We start from the raw sequence: 20,202 nt of genomic DNA, 5'->3' as shown, positions 1-20,202 counted from the left end.
CCAATGGTTTTGCACGCTGCAGCGAAGATGGGTTTGTGACCGAGGTGCCCACTCCTGAGATGGACGTCCTACGGGAGGTCGCGGGCTGCGCGGTCGTTGCAACGAGCATCGATCGGCGCAGGCAGGTGTTTCCGTTCGGGGGCGCTTCGACTGAGGCCGTCTTCTTCGGCCGGCACTCAGTCGAGTGAGGCGATCAAGCGCTGATAGGTGACCCCGGGGTCACCCTCAGCACTCTCGATCACGATCGCGTCGGGACGTTGCTTGGTCAACGCCTCGAGTGCCGAATGCCGTGTGCGAAGCGCTTCGTCGCCACCCTGGGCAGCCACGATGGCCCGAACCTGGGAGTGCCACGGCTCGCCAGGCTCTGATTCCCCTCGGCGCCTGAATCGAGCCACTGATCGCTCCCGATCATCCATCAGGAGGCGCTCGACGAACAGCGCGCCGGCCTGAACGGCGCACGCCTCGAAGAGCGCGATCTCAGCGGGGTCGATCAAGAGTTGGGGGAGCACCACATCGTGGCCGCTGGACAGGTAGGCCTGGATCATTCCCAGAGCCGCCGGGCGGATGAGGCGGCCCGCCTCCAGGAAGTCGGCCGACCACCCGCCGATGAACGTTCGCAGGACGTCGATGTCGCAGTTCAGCACGCCGGGATGTTCGTCGGTGTATCGCCTGGCGATCGTGGACTTGCCGATTCCCGGCGGGCCGTTGAGGTGAAGGAGGTAGGCCACGCCCAGGACAGTAACCGCCGACGGACAGGTCGGTTGCTCGCACTGGGCATGAGCGGACGGGTCGGGGGAGGAGGCGGCCCGAGGGATCGGACCGAGCCCTGTCGCCCTTCCCGATTGCGCTCTGAGCCCGGTTCCCGGCATTCCCGAGTTTCTGCACCTTGGGAGCGATTCGCTGATCTTGCTCGAACCCCGCTCTGAACTGCTAAACAACTGCCAAGCGTAAACTGGCAGGCACGGGAGTTGATGAGCCGGAAGTAGCGGGGGCGCGGATGCCCGGATCGCGGCAGATGAGGGCGTCCCGAAGATCGTCAGTCCCCGTTGAAGTCCCCGAAGCGGTCGATGACATTGCCCTCGGCATCCTCCACGACCCACTCGCCCGGCCCAGGGTTGAAGTCGTCTCCGGGCAACTCGCGTGCCTCGGAGGGTTGCCAGTCGTAGGTGCCGTCGTAGACCAAGTAGCGAGCCGTGTCAGGCGTGGCGAGGACCTTTTCCCTGAATGGCGTGGCGCGAGGGTCGCCGGTCCCGTAGATGGTGCTGATGTAGTCGTCCCACTCGGCTGAGGTCACCACGACCTCGACGGTGCGGGTCACGCCCTGTGGGGTCCTGAAGGTGACCTCGATGCCACCGGGCACCTCCCGTGCGCTCGCCCATTCGTTCACGTACTCGAAGAGGCGCTCCCAGAGTCGGTCGAACTTCATGGAGGAAGCATGGGCCATGGCGCGCACATCGGCATGTGCGGACGTTCTGGCGCTGCCTCAGGCCCTCCGTCACTCCCGTTGTTTATCTGGTAGGCACGGGAGTTGATGAGCCGGGAGTAGCGGGGGCGCTGATGCCCGGATCCACGTCAGGCGTTGTGCGTGGTGGCCAGGAACGGTTCTTCAGGCGGTCGCTCCAGCGTGTGTGGGTGTCGTCAGGTTCTCTGGCCGTTGCTCGTCGCGAATCATCATTTGGGACGGTCCTAGTTCTGACGAGCCGTTGACGAAATTCCTCCTCAGGCGCACCGTCAACAGATGCGGACGAAGCTGATCTGGGCGGTGGGGTTTCCGGCATGTGTCGCGGCGTTGGTCGCGCAGGTGGCCGTGCCAGGGCCGGCACATGCTGCGTTGAGCGGAAGCGACCACGCCTTCGTGTCGCCGGGAAGCCAGTACGCGTACTGGGATGCGTCGTTCAGGAACATCCAACTGATCAGCTCACCAACGTCCAGCATGAGCACGACCCGGTGCATGGACGCGATGCTCGACTGGCAGGTGACCTCGGGGCACTACGACGCCCGGGTCATTCGCTCCTGCCAGCAGGCGGTCAAGAGTCGACCGACCCGGGAGGAAACGGCGTATGGACTGAGCCGAGCGGCTGGGGCGGGGCGACCGTGACCGACATGCAGAAGGGATGGGGCATGCGGATCTCCGACACATATTCGGGCGGCAACTTCGCGTGGTATGCCAAGGAGGCCTTCGCCGGCACGCTCGGCGTTGAGTACGACGCCCGGCCCCGGACCTGCATCGACAAGTTCGCACGGGTCAGGACCAAGTACCAAGACGGGCACACCGAATCATGCGACTCCGATCCACGAGACGCGAACGGGTGATGGCCATGGACACGACCAAGTACCGGTGGGTAGCGGCGTGGGCTGCTGCCATGCTCACGACGACGGTACTCGCGGGATGCGGGACCCAGGTCGCCGACGGCACCAATGCGGAGGCGAGCAGCAACTACTCAGCTGCTGACGTGCGCGCCGAGGCGCAGCGCGTCTACGAGAGCTTCGCTGGAACCCAGGATCAGCGGGACGCGGCCTATGTGGTGCAGACCTACACGCGTAACGGGCCGCTGGACGAGTGCCTCGCGCAGCGGGGTTATCCGGAGTGGGACTGGTCGTTGTCGCGACCGTACGCCTCGCCCTACGACGCCCTGCGTCCATCGGTATGGTTCGCCGAGCCGGGTGACCGGATCTACTCCGAGAACGAGATCGCCACCCGTCCGTTCGCCGAGGCGGAGAAGGTGATGAACGCTGACGACCGTTGGCCGACCGGGTTCTCGAAGACGGTCCTGGAGTGTGAGGACAGCATCAAGCCCGCCAGCGACACCGAGGTCGAGAACGCGTCGCGCCCCGCCGGGTCAGCGAAGCTGATCGAGTCATGGCGTACGGCGCTGACCGAGGCCGGCGAGAAGCTCGGCGGCAGCTTCGATGCGTACTTCGACTGCATGGCTGCAGCTGATCTGACCGCCCTGAAGGCGAACGGCGCGAGCTACGACGACCTGGCTGCGGTCATGGCCGGCGAGGCCGACAAGGCTGGTCCACCACCGGCCGCGGACCAGGACCCGTCGACCTACTCCGATGCCTGGAAGGGTTTCCTCGCAACAGAGGATCAGGTCCTGGCGGCCGACACGGCCTGCCGGAGCGACGTGTACGACGCGAACATCGGCAAGGTCATGGCGACCATCACGGACTTCAGCGAGAGCCACGCCGACGAGATCGCCGCGGCCCGGAAGGGCTGGGACGAGATCGTGGCAAAGGCGGCCCAGTTGGGCTACCACGGCCAGGTCGGCCCGCTCGGCAAGTAGCGCCTGAAGCGCTGGGGGACCCGGTACCGCTCTCAGTAGTGCGATGACGGCGCTGCGCGTGTCTTGAGGGTGCCTATCCCGCGGGGCGTGCCGGTCCAGCTCGAATCGACCGGACGAGCATGAGCTCCTGGCCGCGGACGCGGCCGAAGCGTTTCCTCGACCGCCCTTGGCTCAAGTCGTCACTTGTAGATGTCACGGCGGTGGCCGAGAGCGAGGACCAGGACCAGGAGGACGTCGTCCTGGATCGAGTAGACGACCCGGTAGACGCCGGTGCGCACTCGCCACTCGCCGCCGCCGCCGACGAGCTTCTTCGCGCCAGGCGGTCGCGGCGCGTCGGCCAGAATCTCGATCGCAGCTTGAACCTGCCTCTGGGCCGGCGGGTCGAGCTTGCGAAGCTGGCGAGCAGCAGCCGGTGTCAGCTCGATCCGGTAGCGCTCCGTGCGGTCGGCATTATCGGTGCTCACGCGAGACCGAGGTCGGCCTTGACCTGCTCCCACGGGATGGCAGCGGCGCCGGGCTCGTCGAGCTCGGCGCGAGCAGCCGCGGCGGCTCGAATGTCGGCCAGGTCCTCAGCGGCCTCGAGCAGCTGGTCGAGCTGGTCGGCGTCGACCACGGCGGCGATCCGACGACCACGGCGAGTCAGAAAGACGGGGTCGTGCTGGATGCGGGCCTCGTCGACGACGTCGGCCAGCCGGGCACGGGCCTCGGTCACGGTCATCTCGCTCATGCACCTACGATACGCCGAGTACGCCGAGAAGTACAGATGCGCACAGATGTACAACTGGCAGCACGGGAGTTGATGAGCCGGGAGTAGCGGGGGCGCTAATGCCCGGATCCACATCAGGCGTTGTGCGTGGTGGCTAGGAACGGTTCTTCAACCGGCCTGAGAGTGGTTCTGTTGTGAGCCGAAGCGAGTCAGTCGGTCGGTGAGCGGGTGCCAGTTCGCGCGGTAGGCGGCGCCGACCGCGGCGAGCTGGGAGGTCGTGCGGAGTTTCGAGAGAATGTTCTTGACCTGGGTGCGCACGGTGGCCTCGGACACGACGCGGTCTCGTGCGATGTCGCGGACTTGGGCACCCGTCATCAGCGCAACGAGGGTGTCCAGTTCACGGTTGGTGAGGCGTTCTAGGCGGGCGCGGATCTCGTGGATCTCGGCCTGGTCCTGTAGAGCTTCGTTGACGAGCGCCTGGCGCTCGACCTCGACGGTGCGGGTCACGCCCTGTGCGGTCCTGAAGGTGACCTCGATGCCACCGGGCACCTCCCGTGCGCTCGCCCATTCGTTCACGTACTCGAAGAGGCGCTCCCAGAGTCGGTCGAACTTCATGGAGGAAGCATGGGCCATGGCGCGCACATCGGCATGTGCGGACGTTCTGGCGCTGCCTCAGGCCCTCCGTCACTCCCGTTGTTTTCTAGCCGATAAGTGACATTATGTCAGATAGCGAAGATCGGGGTTACGGTGGAGGCGTCAGGAAGGAGGTCTCCCATGACGACTCCTGGCTCCCCTGCCGCGACCGTCGGCGTCCGCTACCTCGTCGACGACGTGGACGCGGCGATCGCGTTCTACACGACGCACCTGGGCTTCACGCTCAACATGAGCGCCGCGCCGGCGTTCGCCGACGTGAGCCGCGGGCCGCTGAGGTTGCTGCTGTCCGGCGCCGCCAGCTCGGGCGCTCGTGCGACGCCGGACGACATCGCAGCGGCCCCGGGTCGCAACCGGATCCATCTCGTCGTCGCTGACATCGAGGACGAGATCGCCCGGCTCGGTGCCGGCGGTGTCGATTTCGTCAGCGGCCTCGTGAGCGGACCGGGTGGCAGCCAGGTCCTGCTGGCGGATCCCTCGGGCAACCTCGTGGAGCTGTTCCAGCCCAGGACCTGACATAACGCTGCTCGTCCTCGCTACTGACCCACCCGCCCGTCGACACACTCCCGCAGCAGGTCCGCGTGGCCGCAGTGGCGCGCATACTCCTCGATCCGGTGCACCATCAGGTCCCGTACGACGACCCGGGAGCGCCCCAGCGTCGTCGACAGGTCCTCGACCGGCGCGAGGACCGCGTCGGTCGCAGCCTGCTCACGACCGAGGTCGGCCCAAGCGGACTCGACGAGCGAGGATTCGCCCGCGGCACCGAGGAAGTCGCCGTCGGGCTCGCCGTACAGGCCGGGCTCGGGCTCGCCGGTGGTGATCCAGTTGCGCCAGTCGCGCTCGACCTCGGCGAGGTGGCGGACCAGGCCGAGCAGCGACATGGTCGAGGGCGGCACCGAGCGGGTGGCGAGCTGGGCGGGGTCGAGGCCGTCGCACTTGAGGCGCAGGGTGAGCCGGTAGCTGCGCAGGTAGTCCTCGAGCGTGGCCCGCTCCCCCTCGGCGCCGGGACCGTCGGACTCCCGCGGGTCGTCGGCGGCGTCGAGCCACATGTCGGGGTGGACGGTGGCCCGGGTCCAGCGCTCGGGGGTGGTCACGGGCGGATCCAGCCGCGGCGCACGCCCTCGTCGACGAGCAGCCCGGTGAGCAAGCCGAGCGAGGTCGAACCGGCCACCACGCCGGCCTCACGGACGCGGACGAGTGCCTCGGTCGCGCCGGGCATCGCCCAGGTCCCGCCGCCGTTGAGCCAGTTCAGCAGCATCGGCTCGAGGCGGTCCATCGCCTTGGCGAACCGGGCCTCGGGGGTCGCGGCGGACTCGAACTCGTCCCACAGCGTCCGCATCCACGTCGCCTGGTCGGCGGGCAGCAGCCCGAACAGCCGCTCCGCCGCGGCGATCTCGCGCTCCTGCTGGTCGTCGGCCGCGCCGGGGACGAACACGGGGCTGTCCCCCGCGTAGATCTCGACGAGGTCGTGGACGACGACGAGCTTGACCGCGTGCCCCACGTCGATCGGCTCGTCGGCGTACTCGGCCAGCAGGATCACCATCAGCGCGAGGTGCCAGGAGTGCTCGGCGTCGTTCTCACGACGGTCGTCGGCCGCCAGTAGCGAGGCCCGCAGGACGGTCTTGAGCTTGTCGGCCTCGGCGAGGAACCGGAGCTGACCCGCCAGACGATCGGGTACGCCGGCCGGTAGCGGCTGGCGGTCGATGAGGAGTGCGTCGTCGTCCATGCCCCCACCCTGCCACCTACACCGGCGCCGTCGAGGCCGCGAGCACGCCGCCGCACGCGGCCGCCACGGCGATGGCGAGGTCGGCCGGGGCGTCCTCGTCGAGCTCGGGAACGAGCACGTCCACCGCGCCCGCAGCGTGCATGTCGACGGCCCGGACGCCCTGCGCCCGCGCCATCTCGGCCGCGTGGTCGACGTCGCCGTGCACGATCACGCTGGCGCCCTCGGGCGGGAGCGGCGAGAGCCACGCGCGCTCGGTGGCGACGACGGTCCGGGCGGGGAGCAGCGCGAGGGCTCCTCCCCCGCAGCCCTGGCCGAGCAGCACGGAGACGGTCGGGACGGTGAGCGTGGTCAGGGTGGCGATGCAGCGGGCGATCTCGCCGGCCATCGCGCCCTCCTCGGCCGCCGGCGACAGCTCGGCGCCCGGCGTGTCGATCACGGTGACCAGCGGCAGCCGCAGCTCCTCGGCCAGCCGCATCCCGCGTCGCGCCTCCCGCAGCGCCGAGGGCCCCATCGGCGACTGCTCGGACTGCCGCGACCGGTCCTGGCCGACGACCACGCACGGCTGCCCGTCCAGCCGGGTCAGCGCCACGACGACCGTCGCGTCGCGCTCCCCCTCGTCGGTGCCGTACAGCCGCACCGTCCCGGAGGCCCCGTGCCGCAACAGGTCGCGTACGCCGACCCGGCCACTCCCGCGCGTCGCGGTGATGCAGTCCCAGGCGTCGCGCTCGGTCACCTCCCCGGTACGGCCCGGCAGTGCAGGCAGGCCCGGCGGGTCGACGAGGACGCCGAGTGCACGGTCGACGAGCTCCGGGAGCTGCGGGACAGGTACGACCGCGTCGATGACCCCGTGCGCGGCGAGGTTCTCCGACGTCTGCACGCCGGGCGGGAAGGGCGTACCGGTGAGCGCCTCGTAGACCTTCGGGCCGAGGAAGCCCACCAGGGCGCCGGGCTCGGCGACGGTGACGTGCGCGAGCGAGCCCCATGAGGCGAAGACCCCGCCGGTCGTGGGGTGCCTCAGGTAGGCGAGGTAGGGCAGGCCGGCCGCTCGGTGCTCCATCAGCGCCCGCGAGATCTCGGCCATCTGCAGGAAGGCCGGCGTGCCCTCCTGCATCCGGGTGCCACCGGACGCGGTGGCGGCGAGCAGCGGCAGGCCCTCGGCGGTCGCGCGGCGTACGGCTGCCACGATCCGTGCCGCGGCCGCCTGCCCGATGGAGCCCGCGAGGAAGCGGAACTCGTTGACGACGACGGCCACCGGGCGCCCGCGGACCAGGCCGCGGCCGGTCAGCACCGACTCGTCGGTGCCGGCCTTGAGGGCGGCTGCCTCCAGCTCGGCACGGTACGACGGCTCGATGCCGCTCAGGTCGACTGGCCGGTCCCACGAGGTGAACGTGCCGGCGTCGAGGACGAGGTCGAGCAGGTCGCGCGCCCCGAGTCGTGCGCTCACGACTCCCCCACCCACGCGCGCAGGTCGGCGCCGTGCTGGTCCAGGGTCGGCGGTGCCCGGTGCCCACGCGGAGTCCGCTCGGCACCGTCGCCGCCGAAGAACCGCAGCGGCGGCCCGGGCAGGGTGAGCGGGCCGAGGGTGGCGTGCTCGACGTCGACCAGGAGCCCCTGGCTCGCGGTCTGGTCCCATGCGTAGACCTCGTCGAGGGTGCGCACCTTGCCCGCCGGGATGCCGACCTCGGCCAGCCGGGCCAGCAGCGCCTCGGCCTCCCAGGAGGCGAACGCCGCCTCGACGAGGGCGATCGTCTGCTCGCGGTGGGCGACCCGCTCCGGGTTGGTTGCCAGCCCGGGCTGCGTCGGGTCGAGGTCGAAGGCGGTGCAGAACCGCGCCCACAGGGCCTCGGAGCCGACCGAGATCTGCACGGCGCCGTCGGCGCACCGGAACAGTCCGTAGGGAGCGATCGACGGGTGGTGGTTGCCCTGCGCCCGGCCGACCTCTCCCGCGACGGTCCATCGGGTGCCCTGGAAGGCGTGCACCCCGACGACGGCCGAGAGGAGCGAGGTCCGCACGACCTGGCCGCGGCCGGTGCCGGCACGCTCGTGTAGGGCAGCGAGCACGCCGTACGCGCCGTACATCCCGGCCAGCAGGTCGCCGATCGGTACGCCGACCCGCTGCGGGTCCTCGGGGCCGGACCCGGTCAGCGACATCAGGCCGGCCTCGCCCTGCGCGATCTGGTCGTACCCGGCCCGGCCGCCCTCGGGCCCGTCGTGGCCGAACCCGGTGATCGACAGGGCGACCAGGCGCGGGTTGCGCTCCATGAGCGCGGCGAGACCGAGCCCGAGGCGGTCGAGCACGCCGGTGCGGAAGTTCTCGACCAGCACGTCGGCCCGGTCGACCAGACCGAGCAGCACCTCTCGGTCGGCGTCGTCCTTGAGGTCGAGTGCGATCGACTCCTTGTTGCGGTTGGCCGAGAGGAAGTACGTCGACTCCCGCTCCCCTCCCCCGCTCGACTCCGGGGGCGTCACGAACGGCGGTCCCCAGCCACGGGTGTCGTCGCCGTGTCCGGGCGCCTCGACCTTCACCACCCGGGCACCGAGGTCGCCGAGCATCATGGTGGCGTGAGGTCCCGCGAGGGCTCGCGACAGGTCGACGACGAGGATGTCCGAGAGCGGTCCCTGCATGCTCATCGTCCTCACCAGCCCGGCAGCACGAGGGCCGCCCAGACGAACAGCGGTCCGGCGAGGACCACGATCACGCTGTAGGTCAGGATCTGCTTGTAGTACACCTGCTCCTCGATCGTGTCGGGCTTGTTGGCGAGCATCAGGGCGCCGTTGGTCGAGAACGGGCTGACGTCCACGATGGTCGAGGCGACGGCCAGCGCGGCGACGAACATCGCGGCGGAGATGCCGTGCTCGGCGATGAGCGGCAGCGCGATCGGGATGATCACCGGCAGCAGTGCGGTGGAGGACGCGAACGCCGAGACCACGCCGCCGACGTAGCAGAGCACCAGGGCGCCGACCGCGGCGACGCCGAGCCCGGCGGCCCACTTGCCGACGAACTCTGGCGAGCCGGCGGTGGTGAGGACCGTGGCGTAGGTGCTGACGCCCGCGACGAGCAGGACGGTCGGCCAGGCGATCTGCTTGACGGCGTCCTTGTGCTCCTCCGCCGAGAGCATCGCGAGGATCACCGCGGCGGTGATCGAGGTGAAGCCGATGTTCTTGTCGAAGACCAGCGCGATGGTGGCGACGCCGACGAAGGCGACGAGCGTGATGACCTGGTCGAGCCGGGCGCCCTGGGCGCGGGTGCCGACCGGGGTGGCGGTGCCCATCCCCCGGGCCGGGACGGGCGTGCCGCCGCGGTGCAGCTCCTCGGTGACCCCGGTGACCTCGTCGTCCTCGGTGGTCGGGTCGATGCGCACCGAGAGCAGCTTCGTGCCGCCGAGGAGGAAGAAGAGGATCGCGGCCATGATCGTGTTGACCACGAGGCTGGCCAGGAAGATGGTCAGCTCGCTGTCGGGCAGGCCCGACTCCTTCATCACCGAGTTGGTGATCGAGCCGTAGATGCTGATCGGCGAGAACCCGCCGGCCTGGGCGCCGTGCACGACCATCATGCCCATCATCAGCGGGCTGATCCGGTAGCGGCCGGCGAAGCCGAGGGCGACCGGCCCGATGATCGCGCAGGCGGCGGGGCTGACCGCGCCGATGGCGGTGAGCAGCGCGGTGACGGCGAACATCACCCACGGGATGAAGGCGACCCGGCCGCCGACGGCACGCACGGCCGATCTGACGATGAGGTCGACGGTCCCGTTGTTGCGGGCGATCGCGAACAGGTACGTCACGCCGATCAACGTGAGGATCAGGTCCCCGCTGACGCCGGCGAGGATCTCCTTCTCGTCCAGGTCGAGCGCGTACATGCCCACGAGCCACGCGGCGACGTACGCCAGTGCACCCATGTTGATCGGGAGCAGCGTCCCGATCACGAACAGCGCGACGAGCGCGAGGATGGCGACCCATTCAGGTCCCATGGACTTCACCTTCTCCGAGAGCGGCCGGTGCGGCCGGGTGTGGTGGCCGGTTGGGTGACCCACGCCACATCTGCCGTGGATCAGTGGCCTAGCCAATAGGACACTGGGCCGAAATGTCAATAGGATGAGGTCATGGCTGACCCGACCGGACGCCCGCTCCCCCCCAAGGTGACGCGCACCCGCCTCTACGAGCAGGTCGCCGAGCAGATCACCGCCTGGGCCGCCGCGACCGGTCTGACGGTCGGCGACCGACTGCCCCCGGAGCGCGAGCTCGCGGTCCAGCTCGGCGTCAGCCGGGCGACCCTGAGCCAGGCCCTGGTGGCGCTCGAGGTCGTCGGCGTGGTCGCCGTACGCCATGGCGACGGCACCGTCCTGGTCCGCCCCACCACCGAGACCATCGGTCAGGCCATCCGGGACCACGCCAGCCGGCTGCCCGAGATCCTGGAGACCCGCGACGCGCTGGAGACCAAGCTCGCCGCACTGGCCGCGGAGCGTCGTACGGACGAGGACCTGGCGGCCATCGACGCGGCCCTCGCCGAGATGGAGGCCGACATCGCCGCCGGCGGCCGGGGAGTCGACGGCGACGAGCACTTCCATGCTGCGGTGACGTCCGCGAGCCACTCGGCCCTGCTGGCGCGGTTGATGCTCGAGATCGCCCCACTGGTGCGCGAGTCGCGGCTCGAGTCGCTCGCCCAGCCCGAGCGTCCCCAGTCCTCGCTGGCCGGCCACCGCCGGATCGCCGAGGCGATCACGGCCGGTGACCCGGTCGCGGCCTCGCAGGCGATGCACGACCACATCGCGATGGTCAGCGACGTGGCGCTGATCCGCGAGGACGCGTGAGCGGGCCCGAGCAGCTCGCCGTCCTCGGTGCCGGCTTCGGCGCCGGCGTCCTCAGCTCGACGGTCGGCGTCGCCTCGCTGCTCAGCTTCCCCGTCCTGGTCGCCCTGGGCCTGCCACCCGTCGTCGCCAACGCGTCCAACACCGTCGGGCTGATCCCGGCCGGACTGAGCGGCTCGTTCGGCTACCGCGCCGAGCTGCGCGAGCATCCCGGCATCACCCGGGTGGTCCTGCTGTGCTGCGCCCTGGGGGCGGTCGCCGGCGCCGTCCTCCTGCTCGCGCTCCCGGCCGCTGCATTCGAGGCGGCGGTGCCGTGGCTGATCCTGCTCGCCTGCGGTCTGGTCGGGGCGCAGCCCTGGATCGCGCGCCGGCTGGCCCGCTACCGCGACCAGGACGCCGGTCCGCGTCACCACCTCTCCCCGCTGACGACGGTCTTCGCCGGCCTGACCGGCGTGTACGGCGGCTACTTCGGTGCCGGTGCCGGCGTGATGATGGTCGCCGTCCTCGGACTCGGCACCGACGTCGAGCTGCGCGTGGTCAACGCGCTCAAGACGCTGTCGCTGTTGGCCGGCAACCTGGTGGCCGGAGCCATCTTCGTCGCGGTCGCCGACCTCGACTGGGCGGCGGTCGGGCTGCTCGCGGCGGGCTCGATCGGCGGTGGCTACCTCGGTGCCCGGATCGGCCGGAGGCTGCCGTCCGGCGTGTTCCGCGGTGCGGTCGTCCTCGCGGGCGTGGTCGTCGCCTTCGTGATGCTCTGACCCGGCGACGACCGGCCGGGAGCGCTCAGAAGGTCACCTCGACGAAGTGCTCGACGACCGGGAACGGGTCGTAGAACCGGTGCAGCAGGGCCCGCCACTCGTCGTACTGCGGCGAACCGCGGAAGCCCTGGGTGTGGTCCTCGACGGTGTCCCACTCCACGAGCAGCAGGTAGAGGTTCGGCGACTCGAGCGAGCGGCGCAGCGCCAGGCTGCGGAAGCCGGGCATCGAGGAGATGATCGTGCGGGCCCGGCCGAAGGCCGCCTCGAACTCGGTCTCCTGACCGGGAAGAACGGGCAGGACGGCGTGCTCGAGGATCATGGCCCCAGTCTGTCAGTGGGTCTCAGTGGGCCCGGACGCCGTCGACGATGCTGGTGACGAGACCCTCGACCCAGGCGTCGTCGACGGCGTCGCGACCGCGCAGCACGATCGCGACCAGGGTGGTCCCGAAGACCGTCTCGATGAACAGCCCGAGGTCGACGTCGGGGCGGGCCTCGCCGCGCTCGACCGCCTGGGCGAGGCGGGCGGCCAGGCTCTCCCAGCCCGAGGACATCAACCGGGCGCTGAGCTCCTCCTCGAGGGCGTGGTCGGCCATCATCTCCCCCATCAGTGCGGGGATCGCCCGGCAGCCGGCGGGCGAGCCGACGACCTCCAGGCAGCTCTCGACGACCGCGCGCACGTCGGCGCGCAGGTCGGCGCCCGGGCTCGTCGAGGTGACAGAGTCGGACGGGAACACGGCCTCGTGCACCAGGTGGGCCTTCGAGGCCCAGCGCCGCCGGATGGCGGGCACCGACGTACCGGCACGCTCGGCGATGGCCCGGAAGGTCAGGTCGGCGTACCCCACCTCCGCCACCAGCTCACGGGTCGCGGCCAGCACGGCCTCGTCGATCCGGCCGTCCCGGGGGCGGCCGACAGCAACGGTCTCGCTCACTGCCACCTCCTCTCGGCGCCGGTCCAGATGGTTCACGGAGTCATTGTCGCGAACCCCTTGACGAGGCTGCGCCCGGTATTTATGTTGCGTGTCACAACGCAATGTAATCCGTATTGCCCGGGAGCACCAGTGACACCCACCTTCGCCCACGGCTCGGTCGCCGAGCTGCTCCTCGCCCGCGCCGAGGACGACCATCCTGCGCTGCTGTTCGGCGACGACGCCTTCAGCTGGCGCGACGTCGTGGCAGGTGCCCGGCGCCGCGCCGCCGTGCTGACCGGACTGCGCCGGCCGGGCCCGTGGCACATCGGGGTGCTCATGGACAACGATCCGGAGTACCTCCTGCTCATCGCCGCCGCCGCACTGTCCGGCGCGACGATCGTGGGCGTCAACCCGACCCGGCGCGGCGCCGAGCTCGCCGCGGACATCCGCAGGACCGACGTACAGACCCTGATCGTCGGCAGGACCTACCGCACCCTGATCGAGGACCTCGACCTCGACGGGGTCGAGGTCCTCGACGAGGACGGCGACCGCTACCGCGACCTGCTGGCCGACGGCGCCCAGAACCCGGTGCGCACGACCGCTCCCCCGGGCACCGAGCACACCCTGCTGCTGCTGTTCACCTCCGGATCCACGGGCGCCCCCAAAGCGGTCGTGTGCTCGTCCTTCCGGCTCGCCGTGATCGGGCAGCTCAATGTGCACGGCCTGACCCGCGACGACGTCGCCTACAACGCGATGCCGCTGTTCCACGGCAACGCACTGATGGCCGCTTGGGCGCCGGTCCTGGTCGTCGGCGGGACCTACGCGATGCGCCCGAAGTTCTCGGCGTCCGGCTTCCTGCCCGACGTGCAGAGGTTCGGCGCCACGTTCTTCAACTACGTCGGCCGCGCGCTGTCGTACGTCCTGGCCCAGCCCGAGAGCCCCACCGAGCGCGACAACAGGCTCCGCCTCGGCTTCGGCACCGAGGCCTCGACGCGGGACCGCGAGGAGTTCCAGCGTCGCTTCGGGTGCCGCATCGTCGAGTCGTACGGCTCCTCCGAGGGCGTCTGCACCATCCTGCGAAACGAGGACACCCCGCCCGGTGCCCTCGGTCGTCCCGACCCGAGCATGGGTCTGGTCATCCTCGACTCCGAGGGCCGGGAGGCTCCGCCCGCCGAGTTCGGCGAGGACGGCCGGCTGCTCAACGCGGCCGAGGCGACGGGCGAGATCGTGGTCCGCGGCGGTGCCGCCCGCTTCGAGGGCTACTACAAGAACCCGGGCGCCATGGCGGCGAAGGTCCACGACGGCGACTTCTGGACCGGTGACCTCGCGTACGCCGATGCCGACGGCCACTTCTGGTTCGCCGGCCGCAGCTCCGACTGGATCCGCGTGGACAGCGAGAACTTCGCCGCCGCACCGATCGAGCGGATCCTCGCGCGGCATCCCGCGGTCGCCACCGCGGTCGTGTACGGCGTACCGGACCCCCGCACCGGCGACGAGGTGATGGCCACCCTCCTGCTCCTGCCCGGCGAGCGGCTCGACCCCGCCGACCTCGGCACCTTCCTCGACGAGCAGGCCGACCTGGGCACCAAGTGGCGTCCCCGCCTGGTCCGCCTCGTCGAGGACCTGCCGCTGACCGGCACCGGCAAGCTCGACAAGCAGGCGCTGCGCAGCCAGGCCTGGCTGGCCGACGACCCGACGTACCTCGCCACCCCCACCGGCTACCGCGCCTTCACCGCGGCCGACCGCGCCGAGCGGGAGGCCGCCTTCGCCGCGCACGGCCGGATCGCACTCCACCCCACCGAGAGGAAGCACCCATGATCGAGCTGAACCGCAGCCACCTCGTCGACTTCATCACCGAGCGGCTCGCGACCACCGAGTCGCCCCGCCAGCGAACCATGCTGGAGCGGATGAAGGTGCACGCCGCCGCCGAGCGCGACGGCGACCTGGAGACCTTGGTCGGCACCCTCGGCGAAGCCACGAACTACCACTTCTGGGAGCTGTCGGGCGACGTCGGCCCGAAGACGCGGGAGGGCGTCGCGGAGTACTACCGCAACCTGGTCGAGAACAACGGCCACGTGCTGGAGTTCTTCTGCGAGCGGATGGTCGTCGACGACGACTGCATCGTCATCGAGGGCGTCCTGACCCTGATCCAGCCGGGCGCGCTGATGGTCCAGCACCCGATGGCCGCCGGCTTCGCCGAGGCCGACAAGACCTACCTGATCAAGATGCGCAACGTGATCTTCTGGTCCTTCGACGAGGACCTGATGATCATCGCCGAGGACTCCTACAGCGGCGGGCCGATCGAGATGCGGGTGCTCGAGGACGACGAGCTCCCCGCCGACTTCGTCACGCTCGTCGGCTGATCAGCCCAGGGCCGCCGCCCGCGGCACCGCCTGCTCGACCAGCGCTGCCGCCCACCGCTCGGGATCCTCGGTGGGCGGCATCAGCGAGGTGAGCGAGACGCCGAGGGCGGCGTACGCCTCCATCTCACGGGCGAACCGCTCCGGCTCGGCGACCGGGTCGCCGAACCACAGGATCGTCTTGCGGATCCGGTCGTAGTCGCGGCCGACGTCGTCGCAGTGGCGGCGCAGCACGTCGAGCTTGGCGGCCACTCCGGCCGGGCCCTCGCCCGTGAAGAGGTTGCACGCGTCGCCGTACTGCGCGACGAGGCGCAGCGTCTTGCGCTCCCCCGAGCCCCCGATCACGATGGGCACCGTCGCGTTGACGGGTGCGGGCACGCAGATCGTCTCGGCCAGCCGGTAGTGGCGGCCGTGGAAGGGCCCGTCGTCGTCGCTCCACATCTGGCGACATATCCGCAGTGTCTCCTCGAGCCGCTCGAACCGCTCGGCGACGGGCGGGTACGGCACACCGAGACCGTCGTGCTCGCGCTCGTACCAGGCCGCGCCGATCCCGAGCCAGGCCCGGCCGCCGGAGAGCACGTCGAGTGTGGTCACGATCTTCGCGAGCAGGCCCGGGTGCCGGTAGGTCACACCGGTGACGAACAGCCCGAGGGCGATCCGCTCGGTGCGTCCTGCGACGAAGCCGAGCGTGGTGTAGCCCTCGAGCATCGGCTCGGCCGGCCCGCCGGACATCTCCATCTGGAAGTAGTGGTCCATCACGGTGAACAGCGCGATCCCGCCGTCGTCCGCGATCCGTGCGGTGGCCGCCAGCCGCTCGACCAGGCGCCGGTCCCAGTCGGGGTGGCTGAAGCTCGCGTAGTGGATGCCCAGGTCCATGGCGCCAACCTACGCCCGCACGCGTCGGCTCCGGCCGCTCGCTGCGTACGATGCGCGGCATGCGCTCTCGCCTCGTCGCCGGCATCCCGGCCCTGCTGGTCGTCACGTCCCTGTCTCCCCTGCTCGCAGCGTGCGGCGACGACGAGAAGCCGGAGGCGACGTCGTGCGACTGGACGCAGACCGGCGACGCCGCCCGCGACGTCGACCTCCCCGCGAAGACGACCGGCCTCAGCGGCGACGTACCCGCCGTGCTCACGACCTCGATCGGCGAGCTCAAGGTGACCCTCGATGCCGACCAGGCTCCCTGCACCGTCGCGTCCTTCTCCTCGCTCGCCGAGCAGGGCTACTACGACAACACCTCGTGCCACCGCCAGGGCAACGACCCCGGCTTCGAGTTCCTCCAGTGCGGCGACCCGTACTTCGACCCGACCGCCGCCGACGCCGACCCCAAGACCGGCACCGGCAACCCGGGCTACACCATCCCCGACGAGGTCGACGGCTCGGAGACCTACCCCGCCGGCACCCTCGCCATGGCCAACACCGGCCGGCCCCATTCGGGCGGCGGCCAGTTCTTCATCGTCTTCGGCGACTCCGAGTTCCCGCCCGACTACACCGTCTGGGGTCACCTCGACGCGGCGTCGTTGGAGCTGGTGAAGAAGGCGACCGCGAGCGGGAACGACGGGTACTGGGCACAGAGCGGTGGTGGGCGGCCGAACACGCCGGTGACGTTCGAGAGCATCGAGGTCGGCTGACGCCCTCGGGTCACACATCGACGAGTGGCGGTGTGGGACTCTCGGAACATGGATGACGCCATCCTGCTCTCCCAGGTCCACGACCTGCTCCCAGGGCTGCTCGGCGACGACGTTGTCGTGATCGACGTGCGACCTGCCGAGGGAAGGCCCTGGCTCCGAGCCGAGGTCGTCTTCCGCCTTGCCAGTCCGCCTCCGGGCTGGCAAGGGCCGACGCAGGGATCTGCCTTTGCCCCGCTGGACCGGGAGTGGCGACACGCCAGCGGCAATGAGGAGCCCTCCGACTATGCGCAGCTGCTCGCGAACGAGGTCGAGCGCGCGGCGTACCGGATGACCTCACCCCGACCGCCCGCCACCGTCCCGACTCCTGACCAGGTTGCCGAACGGTGGCAATGGCTGCTGGACCGGCTCGCGCTCAACGGAGAGGTTCGGCAAGAGGTGCATGGGCGGCTGGTGGTGACAGGCGGGGACGGTGCGTCCTTCACGGTCCTGGTTACCCCCGAGCAGTGGGCCCTGATCGGCGAACCGCTGGACCCGGAGGCCGACGACCCGCAGGACTTCAACCAACAGGACCCGGAGGACGCCTACTTGGTGTTCTACGAGGACGCCCTCGTCTGGTCCGTTCGTGCCGAGCTGCCACCCGTCGGATGGGGCGCTGAGCTCCGGCGGCGGTACCGCGATGCTGTGGCGCAAGGGAGGACCGACGTCGGCTGGTTCGCCCACGACCCCACGGGCCACGACGGACAGGACGATGCTGGGCGACGTTTCATGGAGTCGTAGCCACGTCGATGAGCAGCGTCAGGCGGCGAGGGCGCCGGCGAGGACGATCGCGTCCTGTTCGAGCAGTTGGTACTCGGCGCGGGTGATGACGCTCGTCCCCGTCGTGGTGACGAGTCGGTAGAGCCCGTGGGGCGAGCCCCAGATCCATCTGTCGGGTCCGAGCTGCATCACCGTGTATCCGGGCACATGGGTCTTGGCTCGATGGTGGTGCCGGGCGAGTGGCGTGTCGTTGTGATCACCGGTCTGGCCGGGCGGTCCGTGCTTGTCGTAGGCGACGGTGTGGTCGTGGTCCGGTGGGCGGCCTTGTCTCGTGAAGAGGCTGGTGGCGTGGGGGAACACGTCCCCGATCGTGCGTAGCTGGGTGCGGTGCTTGACGTCGGTGGGGTGCTCGTAGCCGTTGACCGAGCGGCCGGTGTGCAGGTCGATGACCGGCTGCACCGTGATGGTCGTGTGGCGACCCAGCAGGTCGCGGACCTGGTCGAGGAGCCGCGGCCCGAGGCCTTCGACGCGGGTGAGCGGACCGAGTGCTCCGTCGGGGTCCTGGGCGAGGTGGACCACGAGCTCGGCATCGCCTGTGGTGCGAGTGGCATCGGAGTCGTGCTGGTCGGGGTCCTCGATCGAACGGCAGAACGCGAGGACGGCAGCAGGGTCGGCGAGCATGGCGAACGCCTCGGCCCGCCAGTGATCCATGTCCAGCGGCTCCGCGCCGTCGGGCACGTCGGCGTGCTCAGCCAGCGCGGCAGCGAGGTCGTCGACCGTCTGTCGGTGGGCGAGGGCGTCGGCTTCCTCGAGCCGCGCGAACACGGTCCCCACGCCAGCCTGACTGTCGTCGTCGACCTGCGAGCCGGGCCGCGGCTTGGGGTACCACACGCCCTTCTGGCTCTGGTTCTTGTCGATCCGCCCCTGGTGAGCAACGGGGTCGGCCTCGATCACCTTGGCCTCCGCGATTGTCAGGATCCGCGACGGCGCCTGGTCCAACGCAGCAGCCACCGCGGTGTCGACGATCCGGATCTGGTTGCGGTCGAGGGTGCGGGACATCCGTGCCACCCGACGCACCACCCACAACTCACAACGTCCCTCACGGACGCCCGCCCACACCTGCGGGAGGCGGTGGCGCAGGTCGAACGCATCAGCCAAAGCGCCACGGGTCGCCATCACGTGCTCGTGCCGGGCGATCGCCATCTCCACCAGCGCGAGGTCGGCGACCTCCGGGGTCCCGTCCCCACCCAACGAGATGAGCCGTGGGCCACCGAACCGGACCGGTACCGCGTCGGGCTCGGCCTGCGGGTCACCGGAGTGGAGGTCGGCCCAGGCGAGCAGCAGCTCGAGCTGTCGGACCTCGGCCTTTCGCCGATCCCGGACGCCGTTCTCGGCCGCGTGGAGCAGCTGCTCCGGCGTGGCGTTGGAGGGGTCCGAGATCATGCGTCGATTCTATCGTACATATGTTCGAATGGCGAGGTTTGTCGGGGACTTTCTCCTTGTTTCTAGGGGGTTTTCGACCGCGCGCGAACCGCGGTCCGACCGCGGAACCCAGCCACCTCCCGATCTTCCTCGTTGCTGCCTTTCGGAACGCAACCACCTACGTACCCGAAGCCCGCAGACAGTCCGCGCGTCCAGCCCAGTGGTTTCGAGGCTCGTCGCTGGCGCTCCTCGCACCTCAGCCGCCGGGTGGATCAGATCCCGGTCAGCTCGACAGACCGGTCCCACAACGCCCGAGCAAGCACCTCGTCGTCGGCCTTGCTCGACATGCGGGCCGGCGCGGGCCAGCCCCACAGCTCGGTGCGCCCGTGGGGGCCGATGTAGGTGCCGCCGTCGACGGGCATGGTGGCGGCGTAGACGGTGCACAGGGCGCCGCGCCAGGCGGGCATGCCGACCAGCTTCTGTCCGTAGTGCCCGATCGCGGTGACGACCGGGTGGCCGGAGCCGCTGGTGATGGCGGTGGCGGAGGCGCCGGGGTGGGCGGCGACGGCGCGCAGGGGCATCCGCTCGGAGCGGAACCGCCGGTCCAGCTCACGCATGAAGAGCAGGTCGGCGAGCTTGGAGTCGCCGTACGCCTGGAAGGGGCGGTAGGGACGGCGCTGCCACCCGAGGTCGTCGAGGTCGATCCGGCCGGACCGGTGCTCGCGGGAGCTGATCACGACGACGCGGTCGCAGAGCAGCGGGAACAGCAGCTGGGTGAGCAGGAAGTGGCCCAGGTAATTGGTCGCGAAGTGCATCTCGACGCCCTCGGGAGTGACGGCGTGAGGTACGCCGAGCACGCCCGCGTTGTTGACGAGTACGTCGACCGGCCGGCCCTCCTCCGCCAGGCCCGCGGCGAACAGGCGCACCGAGTCGAGCGAGCTCACGTCGACCTGGCGCACCTCGACGCGCCCCTTGTCGTGGCCGGGCACGGTCCGGGCTGCTGCCGTGCCCTTCTCCACGCTGCGGCAGGCCATCACGATCTCGGCGCCGCGGGAGCCCAGGATCCGAGCGGTCTCCAGGCCCAGACCGCCGTTCGAACCGGTGATGACGTACCGCCGGCCGTGCTGGGGCGGTACCTGGGTCCACGCGCGCATGGCCCGAACCCTCCCACATCCACACCGCATCCACGCCCCAT

The 20,202-nt window shown here is 70.3% G+C and carries 25 protein-coding genes; 9 read left to right on the top strand and 16 right to left on the bottom strand.

Annotation, left to right across the window (positions count from 1 at the left end; translation table 11 throughout):
- Positions 1 to 176 precede the first annotated feature (176 nt).
- The 3 genes from QI633_RS12995 to QI633_RS12985 form a co-directional block, all read right to left on the bottom strand.
- Complete coding sequence (locus QI633_RS12995; RefSeq protein ID WP_160158244.1) at positions 177 to 728, bottom strand: AAA family ATPase; 552 nt, start codon at positions 726 to 728, stop codon at positions 177 to 179.
- Between the two features lie 308 nt (positions 729 to 1,036).
- Positions 1,037 to 1,426 (bottom strand): hypothetical protein, encoded by a 390-nt coding sequence (locus QI633_RS12990; protein ID WP_282429230.1) that lies wholly within the window; start codon positions 1,424 to 1,426, stop codon positions 1,037 to 1,039.
- A 305-nt stretch (positions 1,427 to 1,731) separates the two neighbouring features.
- Positions 1,732 to 1,953, bottom strand: coding sequence for a hypothetical protein (locus tag QI633_RS12985; RefSeq protein WP_141798818.1), 222 nt, complete (start codon positions 1,951 to 1,953; stop codon positions 1,732 to 1,734).
- Between the two features lie 141 nt (positions 1,954 to 2,094).
- Between QI633_RS12985 and QI633_RS12980 the strand changes: the two genes are divergently transcribed.
- Both QI633_RS12980 and QI633_RS12975 read left to right on the top strand, forming a co-directional pair.
- Positions 2,095 to 2,313, top strand: a complete 219-nt coding sequence (locus QI633_RS12980; protein ID WP_141798819.1) for a hypothetical protein — start codon at positions 2,095 to 2,097, stop codon at positions 2,311 to 2,313.
- A 5-nt stretch (positions 2,314 to 2,318) separates the two neighbouring features.
- Positions 2,319 to 3,287 (top strand): hypothetical protein, encoded by a 969-nt coding sequence (locus tag QI633_RS12975; RefSeq protein ID WP_141798820.1) that lies wholly within the window; start codon positions 2,319 to 2,321, stop codon positions 3,285 to 3,287.
- A gap of 179 nt (positions 3,288 to 3,466) precedes the next feature.
- On the opposite strand, the gene QI633_RS12970 is transcribed toward QI633_RS12975, so the two are convergent.
- The 3 genes from QI633_RS12970 to QI633_RS12960 form a co-directional block, all read right to left on the bottom strand.
- A complete protein-coding gene (locus tag QI633_RS12970; RefSeq protein ID WP_141798821.1) occupies positions 3,467 to 3,751 on the bottom strand; it encodes a type II toxin-antitoxin system RelE/ParE family toxin in 285 nt (94 codons plus the stop codon).
- A complete protein-coding gene (locus QI633_RS12965) occupies positions 3,748 to 4,014 on the bottom strand; it encodes a type II toxin-antitoxin system Phd/YefM family antitoxin (RefSeq protein ID WP_141798822.1) in 267 nt (88 codons plus the stop codon). The genes QI633_RS12970 and QI633_RS12965 overlap by 4 nt, the downstream gene beginning before the upstream one ends.
- A gap of 147 nt (positions 4,015 to 4,161) precedes the next feature.
- Positions 4,162 to 4,608 (bottom strand): LuxR C-terminal-related transcriptional regulator, encoded by a 447-nt coding sequence (locus QI633_RS12960; RefSeq protein WP_282429229.1) that lies wholly within the window; start codon positions 4,606 to 4,608, stop codon positions 4,162 to 4,164.
- A 159-nt stretch (positions 4,609 to 4,767) separates the two neighbouring features.
- Between QI633_RS12960 and QI633_RS12955 the strand changes: the two genes are divergently transcribed.
- Complete coding sequence (locus tag QI633_RS12955) at positions 4,768 to 5,160, top strand: VOC family protein (RefSeq protein ID WP_141798825.1); 393 nt, start codon at positions 4,768 to 4,770, stop codon at positions 5,158 to 5,160.
- A 20-nt stretch (positions 5,161 to 5,180) separates the two neighbouring features.
- On the opposite strand, the gene QI633_RS12950 is transcribed toward QI633_RS12955, so the two are convergent.
- Genes QI633_RS12950 through QI633_RS12930 form a run of 5 tightly spaced genes read right to left on the bottom strand, consistent with a single transcriptional unit; the run spans position 5,181 to position 10,338 of the window.
- Positions 5,181 to 5,738: a DinB family protein gene (locus QI633_RS12950; protein WP_260805974.1), complete on the bottom strand. Its 558-nt coding sequence runs from the start codon at positions 5,736 to 5,738 to the stop codon at positions 5,181 to 5,183.
- On the bottom strand, positions 5,735 to 6,370 hold the full coding sequence (locus tag QI633_RS12945; RefSeq protein ID WP_141798826.1) for an HD domain-containing protein: 636 nt from the start codon (positions 6,368 to 6,370) through the stop codon (positions 5,735 to 5,737). Before QI633_RS12945 ends, QI633_RS12950 begins: the two co-directional genes overlap by 4 nt.
- A gap of 16 nt (positions 6,371 to 6,386) precedes the next feature.
- Positions 6,387 to 7,814 carry a carboxyl transferase domain-containing protein gene (locus QI633_RS12940; protein ID WP_282429228.1) on the bottom strand — a complete coding sequence of 476 codons (1,428 nt, stop codon included), beginning with the start codon at positions 7,812 to 7,814 and terminating at the stop codon, positions 6,387 to 6,389.
- Positions 7,811 to 8,995, bottom strand: coding sequence for a CoA transferase (locus QI633_RS12935; RefSeq protein WP_282429227.1), 1,185 nt, complete (start codon positions 8,993 to 8,995; stop codon positions 7,811 to 7,813). Before QI633_RS12935 ends, QI633_RS12940 begins: the two co-directional genes overlap by 4 nt.
- 11 nt (positions 8,996 to 9,006) lie before the next feature.
- The gene (locus tag QI633_RS12930; RefSeq protein ID WP_141798829.1) at positions 9,007 to 10,338 is read right to left on the bottom strand and encodes an SLC13 family permease; all 1,332 of its coding nucleotides are present in this window, start codon (positions 10,336 to 10,338) and stop codon (positions 9,007 to 9,009) included.
- A gap of 132 nt (positions 10,339 to 10,470) precedes the next feature.
- On the opposite strand from QI633_RS12930, the gene QI633_RS12925 reads away from it, so the two are divergent.
- Both QI633_RS12925 and QI633_RS12920 read left to right on the top strand, forming a co-directional pair.
- Positions 10,471 to 11,178, top strand: a complete 708-nt coding sequence (locus tag QI633_RS12925; protein WP_141798830.1) for an FCD domain-containing protein — start codon at positions 10,471 to 10,473, stop codon at positions 11,176 to 11,178.
- Positions 11,175 to 11,933: a sulfite exporter TauE/SafE family protein gene (locus QI633_RS12920; RefSeq protein ID WP_141798831.1), complete on the top strand. Its 759-nt coding sequence runs from the start codon at positions 11,175 to 11,177 to the stop codon at positions 11,931 to 11,933. The genes QI633_RS12925 and QI633_RS12920 overlap by 4 nt, the downstream gene beginning before the upstream one ends.
- A gap of 25 nt (positions 11,934 to 11,958) precedes the next feature.
- On the opposite strand, the gene QI633_RS12915 is transcribed toward QI633_RS12920, so the two are convergent.
- Both QI633_RS12915 and QI633_RS12910 read right to left on the bottom strand, forming a co-directional pair.
- On the bottom strand, positions 11,959 to 12,252 hold the full coding sequence (locus tag QI633_RS12915) for an antibiotic biosynthesis monooxygenase (RefSeq protein WP_141798832.1): 294 nt from the start codon (positions 12,250 to 12,252) through the stop codon (positions 11,959 to 11,961).
- Positions 12,253 to 12,274: 22 nt separating this feature from the next.
- On the bottom strand, positions 12,275 to 12,862 hold the full coding sequence (locus tag QI633_RS12910; RefSeq protein WP_282429226.1) for a TetR/AcrR family transcriptional regulator: 588 nt from the start codon (positions 12,860 to 12,862) through the stop codon (positions 12,275 to 12,277).
- Between the two features lie 129 nt (positions 12,863 to 12,991).
- Between QI633_RS12910 and QI633_RS12905 the strand changes: the two genes are divergently transcribed.
- Positions 12,992 to 14,659 (top strand): AMP-binding protein, encoded by a 1,668-nt coding sequence (locus tag QI633_RS12905; RefSeq protein ID WP_282429225.1) that lies wholly within the window; start codon positions 12,992 to 12,994, stop codon positions 14,657 to 14,659.
- Entirely contained in the window at positions 14,656 to 15,204 is a 549-nt protein-coding gene (locus QI633_RS12900; protein ID WP_141798834.1) for a hypothetical protein, read from the top strand. The genes QI633_RS12905 and QI633_RS12900 overlap by 4 nt, the downstream gene beginning before the upstream one ends.
- On the opposite strand, the gene QI633_RS12895 is transcribed toward QI633_RS12900, so the two are convergent.
- Positions 15,205 to 16,077: an LLM class F420-dependent oxidoreductase gene (locus QI633_RS12895; protein ID WP_141798835.1), complete on the bottom strand. Its 873-nt coding sequence runs from the start codon at positions 16,075 to 16,077 to the stop codon at positions 15,205 to 15,207.
- 59 nt (positions 16,078 to 16,136) lie between these two features.
- Between QI633_RS12895 and QI633_RS12890 the strand changes: the two genes are divergently transcribed.
- Both QI633_RS12890 and QI633_RS12885 read left to right on the top strand, forming a co-directional pair.
- Positions 16,137 to 16,829, top strand: a complete 693-nt coding sequence (locus QI633_RS12890) for a peptidylprolyl isomerase (protein ID WP_282429224.1) — start codon at positions 16,137 to 16,139, stop codon at positions 16,827 to 16,829.
- Positions 16,830 to 16,877: 48 nt separating this feature from the next.
- The gene (locus QI633_RS12885) at positions 16,878 to 17,606 is read left to right on the top strand and encodes a hypothetical protein (protein WP_282429223.1); all 729 of its coding nucleotides are present in this window, start codon (positions 16,878 to 16,880) and stop codon (positions 17,604 to 17,606) included.
- A gap of 18 nt (positions 17,607 to 17,624) precedes the next feature.
- Here the strand turns inward: QI633_RS12885 and QI633_RS12880 are convergent, their stop codons facing one another.
- Entirely contained in the window at positions 17,625 to 19,028 is a 1,404-nt protein-coding gene (locus tag QI633_RS12880) for a hypothetical protein (RefSeq protein ID WP_282429222.1), read from the bottom strand.
- 251 nt (positions 19,029 to 19,279) lie between these two features.
- Positions 19,280 to 20,161: an oxidoreductase gene (locus QI633_RS12875; protein WP_282429221.1), complete on the bottom strand. Its 882-nt coding sequence runs from the start codon at positions 20,159 to 20,161 to the stop codon at positions 19,280 to 19,282.
- Between the last annotated feature and the right edge of the window lie 41 nt (positions 20,162 to 20,202).

Origin of the sequence: Nocardioides sp. QY071, assembly GCF_029961765.1 — a bacterium.
GTDB lineage: Bacteria > Actinomycetota > Actinomycetes > Propionibacteriales > Nocardioidaceae > Nocardioides.
The sequence above is the reverse complement of the archived record's forward strand: the minus strand, read 5'-3'. Positions and strand labels throughout refer to the sequence as shown.

Excerpts from the sequence above, each read along its gene's own strand:
- QI633_RS12900 (WP_141798834.1), top strand. The coding sequence starts at position 14,656 with ATGATCGAGCTGAACCGCAGCCACCTCGTCGACTTCATCACCGAGCGG.
- QI633_RS12885 (WP_282429223.1), top strand. The coding sequence starts at position 16,878 with ATGGATGACGCCATCCTGCTCTCCCAGGTCCACGACCTGCTCCCAGGG.
- QI633_RS12935 (WP_282429227.1), bottom strand. The coding sequence starts at position 8,995 with ATGCAGGGACCGCTCTCGGACATCCTCGTCGTCGACCTGTCGCGAGCC.
- QI633_RS12945 (WP_141798826.1), bottom strand. The coding sequence starts at position 6,370 with ATGGACGACGACGCACTCCTCATCGACCGCCAGCCGCTACCGGCCGGC.
- QI633_RS12975 (WP_141798820.1), top strand. The coding sequence starts at position 2,319 with ATGGACACGACCAAGTACCGGTGGGTAGCGGCGTGGGCTGCTGCCATG.
- QI633_RS12990 (WP_282429230.1), bottom strand. The coding sequence starts at position 1,426 with ATGAAGTTCGACCGACTCTGGGAGCGCCTCTTCGAGTACGTGAACGAA.
- QI633_RS12925 (WP_141798830.1), top strand. The coding sequence starts at position 10,471 with ATGGCTGACCCGACCGGACGCCCGCTCCCCCCCAAGGTGACGCGCACC.
- QI633_RS12875 (WP_282429221.1), bottom strand. The coding sequence starts at position 20,161 with ATGCGCGCGTGGACCCAGGTACCGCCCCAGCACGGCCGGCGGTACGTC.
- QI633_RS12955 (WP_141798825.1), top strand. The coding sequence starts at position 4,768 with ATGACGACTCCTGGCTCCCCTGCCGCGACCGTCGGCGTCCGCTACCTC.
- QI633_RS12985 (WP_141798818.1), bottom strand. The coding sequence starts at position 1,953 with ATGCACCGGGTCGTGCTCATGCTGGACGTTGGTGAGCTGATCAGTTGG.
- QI633_RS12895 (WP_141798835.1), bottom strand. The coding sequence starts at position 16,077 with ATGGACCTGGGCATCCACTACGCGAGCTTCAGCCACCCCGACTGGGAC.
- QI633_RS12880 (WP_282429222.1), bottom strand. The coding sequence starts at position 19,028 with ATGATCTCGGACCCCTCCAACGCCACGCCGGAGCAGCTGCTCCACGCG.
- QI633_RS12930 (WP_141798829.1), bottom strand. The coding sequence starts at position 10,338 with ATGGGACCTGAATGGGTCGCCATCCTCGCGCTCGTCGCGCTGTTCGTG.
- QI633_RS12890 (WP_282429224.1), top strand. The coding sequence starts at position 16,137 with ATGCGCTCTCGCCTCGTCGCCGGCATCCCGGCCCTGCTGGTCGTCACG.
- QI633_RS12960 (WP_282429229.1), bottom strand. The coding sequence starts at position 4,608 with ATGAAGTTCGACCGACTCTGGGAGCGCCTCTTCGAGTACGTGAACGAA.
- QI633_RS12965 (WP_141798822.1), bottom strand. The coding sequence starts at position 4,014 with ATGAGCGAGATGACCGTGACCGAGGCCCGTGCCCGGCTGGCCGACGTC.
- QI633_RS12915 (WP_141798832.1), bottom strand. The coding sequence starts at position 12,252 with ATGATCCTCGAGCACGCCGTCCTGCCCGTTCTTCCCGGTCAGGAGACC.